The organism is Paracoccus sp. M683 (assembly GCF_007096355.1).
GTDB lineage: Bacteria > Pseudomonadota > Alphaproteobacteria > Rhodobacterales > Rhodobacteraceae > Paracoccus.
On the sequence record NZ_VKDF01000041.1, the window covers coordinates 1 to 4,504 of the forward strand.

Annotated in this window: 6 protein-coding genes; 2 read left to right on the forward strand and 4 right to left on the reverse strand. The window is 57.3% G+C overall.

What is annotated here, in order from left to right; translation table 11 throughout:
* Positions 1 to 751: 751 nt before the first annotated feature.
* Both FNJ84_RS21495 and FNJ84_RS21500 read right to left on the reverse strand, forming a co-directional pair.
* On the reverse strand, positions 752 to 973 hold the full coding sequence (locus FNJ84_RS21495) for a hypothetical protein (protein WP_143795242.1): 222 nt from the start codon (positions 971 to 973) through the stop codon (positions 752 to 754).
* 148 nt (positions 974 to 1,121) lie between these two features.
* The gene (locus tag FNJ84_RS21500) at positions 1,122 to 1,610 is read right to left on the reverse strand and encodes a ferritin-like domain-containing protein (protein WP_143795243.1); all 489 of its coding nucleotides are present in this window, start codon (positions 1,608 to 1,610) and stop codon (positions 1,122 to 1,124) included.
* 237 nt (positions 1,611 to 1,847) lie between these two features.
* On the opposite strand from FNJ84_RS21500, the gene FNJ84_RS22615 reads away from it, so the two are divergent.
* A complete protein-coding gene (locus FNJ84_RS22615; RefSeq protein WP_143795244.1) occupies positions 1,848 to 2,243 on the forward strand; it encodes a hypothetical protein in 396 nt (131 codons plus the stop codon).
* Here the strand turns inward: FNJ84_RS22615 and FNJ84_RS22135 are convergent.
* Positions 2,160 to 2,390, reverse strand: coding sequence for a hypothetical protein (locus FNJ84_RS22135; RefSeq protein WP_185968646.1), 231 nt, complete (start codon positions 2,388 to 2,390; stop codon positions 2,160 to 2,162). The two genes, FNJ84_RS22615 and FNJ84_RS22135, sit on opposite strands and share 84 nt — an antisense overlap.
* A gap of 495 nt (positions 2,391 to 2,885) precedes the next feature.
* Here FNJ84_RS22135 and FNJ84_RS21515 point away from each other — a divergent pair, with 495 nt between their 5' ends.
* Positions 2,886 to 3,092 carry a cold-shock protein gene (locus FNJ84_RS21515; protein WP_143795247.1) on the forward strand — a complete coding sequence of 69 codons (207 nt, stop codon included), beginning with the start codon at positions 2,886 to 2,888 and terminating at the stop codon, positions 3,090 to 3,092.
* A 277-nt stretch (positions 3,093 to 3,369) separates the two neighbouring features.
* On the opposite strand, the gene FNJ84_RS21520 is transcribed toward FNJ84_RS21515, so the two are convergent.
* Positions 3,370 to 4,302 carry an IS5 family transposase gene (locus tag FNJ84_RS21520; protein ID WP_143795246.1) on the reverse strand — a complete coding sequence of 311 codons (933 nt, stop codon included), beginning with the start codon at positions 4,300 to 4,302 and terminating at the stop codon, positions 3,370 to 3,372.
* Positions 4,303 to 4,504 lie beyond the last annotated feature (202 nt).

A 4,504-nucleotide genomic window follows, 5' to 3' on the forward strand; every position in this document is an offset into this window, starting at 1 on the left:
CAATCGGCACGCAGATCTGCCACCCTGTCGCTGTGCAATATTGACCAACCGTTCGATTGGGATCGGGATATTAGCCGACGGATCGGATAAATGCAGGTGGCCGATCAGGCGCCGATAATGCGAGATTTTTGATTTGCCATGAGTCACCACCGGTCTTGATGATCTCGAAGTGATGCGAGAGCGAGCGATCAAGGCGGGGTCAAGGACTCCTGACAGACTGCGTTAAGTCTAAGGCGTTGTTTCAGCGTCGTTTTATTTCTGGCCGCTAAAGGAGTGCTGTCACCCGGAAGGTAAGATGGTCAAGAAAGCGTCACTGCACCTGTCCACACCTGAACCACGGGCCGGAAGGGATCACCCATCGCGCGGCCGTCAAAACGACAAAACGGCAGGGTATGAGACCTGCCGCTTCGCCTTCCGGCTACTAACAAATGGCGGTGCCGGCCTCCCCCATTAAGAAAGGCCTTGTCCGCACAATTTCACCGAAAATTCAGTCGATCAGCGTCGCTGATCCTGCTTGCCCTGATCCTTGGGTGCGTCACCCTTTTGCGGCTGATCTTGCTTCTGATCAGACGGCTGACCTTCCCGAGTGGCCTCGTCGCCGAGTTTCGGGCTTTTCGGATCATTGATGTTATTGGCTTGGTCTTTGGGGTTCACGAGGGACCCTCCATGTGTCCACGGCGGGATACGCCCTAGATTATACCTATATGGGTACCGCACACCGGTTTACCTAAGAGAAATACCTAACATTCGTTCAACGAGCTGTTGTTCCACGAAAGAATGTTTGCATCACCTCATCGCTCATATCCGCGCAGGCATGCGCTTCGGCCAGAGCGATCACGGCCTGATAGGCTTCGAGCGGCGGCCATCCCGCTTTCTCGGCCAACACTATGAGCGCGGTGAACCCGTCCTCCAGCGCCGCTTGCAGGTCACGCTCGCGGTCGGGGTATTTTCCAACGTGTCTTGGCGATTTCATCTGGGCTGACTAAACGGACAAGTTAGATGCTGGCAATCACATCGCGCGCGCGTGTTATTGCTTTGCGGTGGGAAAACCTGAGCTAATTTATGCGCGGGAGTTGCGCCCGGACGAGAGATCGTCGCGGGCGCTGTGGGTTTGCATGCGATCACTTCTTTTTGGATCCAGCTTCATTGATTGCAGTGACCGCGAGGGCCGTCAGTTTGGAGTTTGCAGCCTTTTCCTCGTCCAAAATCGACGACAACAAAGTATGCGCTTCGTCATGTCCGAGCGTCTTGGCCCACTCGCGTAGCGTGCCGTAGCGTGCAATTTCGTAGTGCTCCACCGCTTGAGCCGCGCCGATCAAAGCAACATCCAAGGCATGGCCTGATGCTTCCGAAATAATTCCGTCGGCCTCCTTCAACAGGCCATCCATCGCGTCGCACTTCTCTCCGCGAGCCTCTTGCCCCAACGATTTGAACACAGCTTCAAGGGTCTTCACATGACCCTTTGTTTCCTTGAGATGTTCATCAATAGCCGCCTTGAGCTCGGCATTGTTCACCGATTTCGATACCTTTGGAAGCGCTTTGGTTAAGGCATTCTCTGCCCAGTAGATATCTTGGAGCGTATGCTCAAAGGCGTCATTAAGGGTCTTCATTCCGGAGTCCTTTCAGTTTGATGTCTCTCGCTGCAGGCCCCTCCTCAACGTGGCGAAGCGTGCGCGAGTTCCCATCCGCTCGACGCACGCAGCGAGGGCGCAGCCCGCCTCTGACCCACGCGCAGGGCAGGGTCACCCCTCCGCCCGGAACCATGGTCCTGACATGTCCGCAGTCCCGTCCATTGACCGGTCCGTCGTCACTGCAAGCCAGCGTGCAGCTGTGCTGGCTGTGCCGAGATGCACCGCATCGGCAAAGACCGGACCGAGCGGTTGGAGATCGTCCCCGCGCAACTGCGGATCATCATAAACCGTACGCCCGAAGTATGCTTTCTGCCAGTGTGCCGAAGGCGTGACCCGCGCGTCGGAATCGGCGACCGCATCAATGCAATTCTGCAGGACAGTTTGTTGCGCCGGATGCGTGAACCGCTCCAGCGCGGGCCAGCGCCGACAGGCCCCGGTCCAGCCGTTTCTTGCGGGGATAGATCCGGTTTTGGGCAGCATAGAAACCCTGAAGAAGCTGTCGCACCCTACCGGCCACCCGCACAGCCGTTACCGAGCCCGAATCAGATCGCGCACTGCCTCAAGCGCCGTGTCCGGAACCCACACCGTTACCAGTTCCCCGGCGCGAGGTAACTTTGCCAAAATCACGGCATCTCGAAGCTCGCACTTCACCCAATCGCCTGTCTTCGCCGGCATGACCGAGGGCGCCACCACGATGCAGTCCCGCTCGAGCGCCACCAGCTGGCGATACAGGACATAGCCGTAGGGGATCCGTTTCATTGCAGAAGTGAAGTACAATGCCGCCAGCGCCCAGTTTCTCTACCAGCTTACGAACATGGACGGCGCGATGGGCGATCGCGCCCCAATGTCGAACCTCGCCACCCCACTCACTCTGCGTCGCTGCAAGAGAAATCGTCGCCTTGCGGGCATCCCACCCGATGAGGATGCTACCGAGAATTTGGCCTCTCCCCCATTCATGAGCCTCGGCGCCAGCCTGGTGCCGAGACTCGAACGGGGAATGCCGCTGGAGAGGCCACCAACCCAGCTTATCTTACCGTCCGATGATGCGGTCGAAGAATATTTATCAGATATTACAATAGTTAAGCTGCCTTTGGTTGGATAAATAATATTATTCTGTATCAATGTCGGCCTGACATCGATATGATGAACAAGCATCTTATGTTTTTCGACCTGTTCCTTTCGGCTCAGCTTTCGATCGTCAGCTCTGCCAAGCCGCCGCATTTCGCGGGCGGAAACCATAAAAGGAATATCACGATGGCCAACGGCACCGTGAAATGGTTCAACCCAACCAAAGGCTTCGGCTTTATTGCGCCCGAGAGTGGTCAGCGAGACGTTTTCGTTCATATCTCTGCGTTGGAGCGCGCCAACATCCGCAGTCTCGATGATGGTCAAGCGGTATCGTTTGATCTCGAGACCGATCGCAATGGTCGCGATTCTGCCACAAATCTCGCGCTGGCTTAAACGTCCGCCTCAAATGCAGAAGGTGGGATCGGCCAGACGCTGGACCCGCTTTCCCAAAGGAAGGTGGAGGTGCAACTTGCATTTCCCTTCCGCATTTTAAGAAAGATATCTAGTTGATCGAAATCAACTGGGGGCAACCCCATTACCTAGTCATGTCGCCTGCGGGTGATGTGCTGAAGTTAAGTACAATTGAACAAGTAAAACACTGCTTGCAGAAGAAATGGGCGTTGTTGCAGAATTCCGCGCGGGTTCGGAATTCCCCCTTTCCCGAACGGGTTTAAGTTACGCGCTCAATCTCGGCAGTGCCGAGGGCATTGAAGCGGTTCATCAGTGCGATGCGGATGTGGATTTCGGCGGTCTGACGATCGGGATCGCGTGAGGCGATGCGCTCGCCGAAGGATTTGAGGCACCGCATCTTCGCCTCGATCCGGCTTCGGAGATGATAGCCCGCCCATTGCTTCCAAGTGGACCGGCCGAAGCGCTTGGTCGCGCGCAGGATATCGTTACGTGCTCTGGCGGCTGGACAGTCCTCCTTCCACAGGCGACCGTTTCTGCGGATGGGTATGATCGCCGTGCCGCCACGATCCAGAATTGCGGTGTGGCAGCGCCGTGTGTCGAAGGCACCGTCGCCCGTCACGGTCCCGATGTCCTCATCTGGCGGGATCTGGTCCAGAAGCTCAGGCAGAACCGGGCTGTCACCTTCGCGGCTCGAGGTAAACTCCACCGCCCGAATATCGCCGGTAGCCGTATCCATAGCCAAATGGACTTTGCGATACTGGCGGCGACGATGCGTGCCATGCTTGCGCGCCAGCCATTCACCATCGCCGAGAAACTTGATCCCTGTGCTGTCGACCAGCAGGTTCAGGGGTCCTGGGCCGCGGCGGTTTGTGATCTGGACCGTGATCTTCCCCTGTCTGCGGCTCAGGGTTGAGAAGTCTGGCACCGGCCAGTCGAGATCAGCCAGCTTCAAGATGCTGGCAACCATCCCTGTCGTTTGCCGAAGTGGAAGACCAAACAGGACCTTTACCATGAGACAGAATTGCACCGCGGCATCGCTGAACACCGGCGGACGCCCCGGACGTCCAGCCCTGGGGGCAAGCCAAACCATGTCCCGGTCCAGCCAGACAAGTAGCGAGCCACGCCGCTTCAGCGCCTCGTTATATGATCTCCAGTTCTTCGTCCGGTAGCGGGCTGGTGCGGGCTTCGTCATACCGAGATGTTAACATACAGAATTCGCTTGGTGAATCCTGCGGAGAGGACAGTTCTGCAAGATAGTGTCCCACGCCGTGGTGTAGGAGCGCCGACCTTCGGAGAGGTCAGGGCCTGATCAGGTAGCCACGGCGGGCAGCCTGACGGTTGGATTTTCGGTCACGCGGCCAAGCGTTTCAAGCGACATGTAGCGCCTGGCGACC

Excerpts from the sequence above, each read along its gene's own strand:
- FNJ84_RS22615 (WP_143795244.1), top strand. The coding sequence starts at position 1,848 with ATGCACCGCATCGGCAAAGACCGGACCGAGCGGTTGGAGATCGTCCCC.
- FNJ84_RS21515 (WP_143795247.1), top strand. The coding sequence starts at position 2,886 with ATGGCCAACGGCACCGTGAAATGGTTCAACCCAACCAAAGGCTTCGGC.
- FNJ84_RS21500 (WP_143795243.1), bottom strand. The coding sequence starts at position 1,610 with ATGAAGACCCTTAATGACGCCTTTGAGCATACGCTCCAAGATATCTAC.
- FNJ84_RS21520 (WP_143795246.1), bottom strand. The coding sequence starts at position 4,302 with ATGACGAAGCCCGCACCAGCCCGCTACCGGACGAAGAACTGGAGATCA.
- FNJ84_RS22135 (WP_185968646.1), bottom strand. The coding sequence starts at position 2,390 with ATGAAACGGATCCCCTACGGCTATGTCCTGTATCGCCAGCTGGTGGCG.
- FNJ84_RS21495 (WP_143795242.1), bottom strand. The coding sequence starts at position 973 with ATGAAATCGCCAAGACACGTTGGAAAATACCCCGACCGCGAGCGTGAC.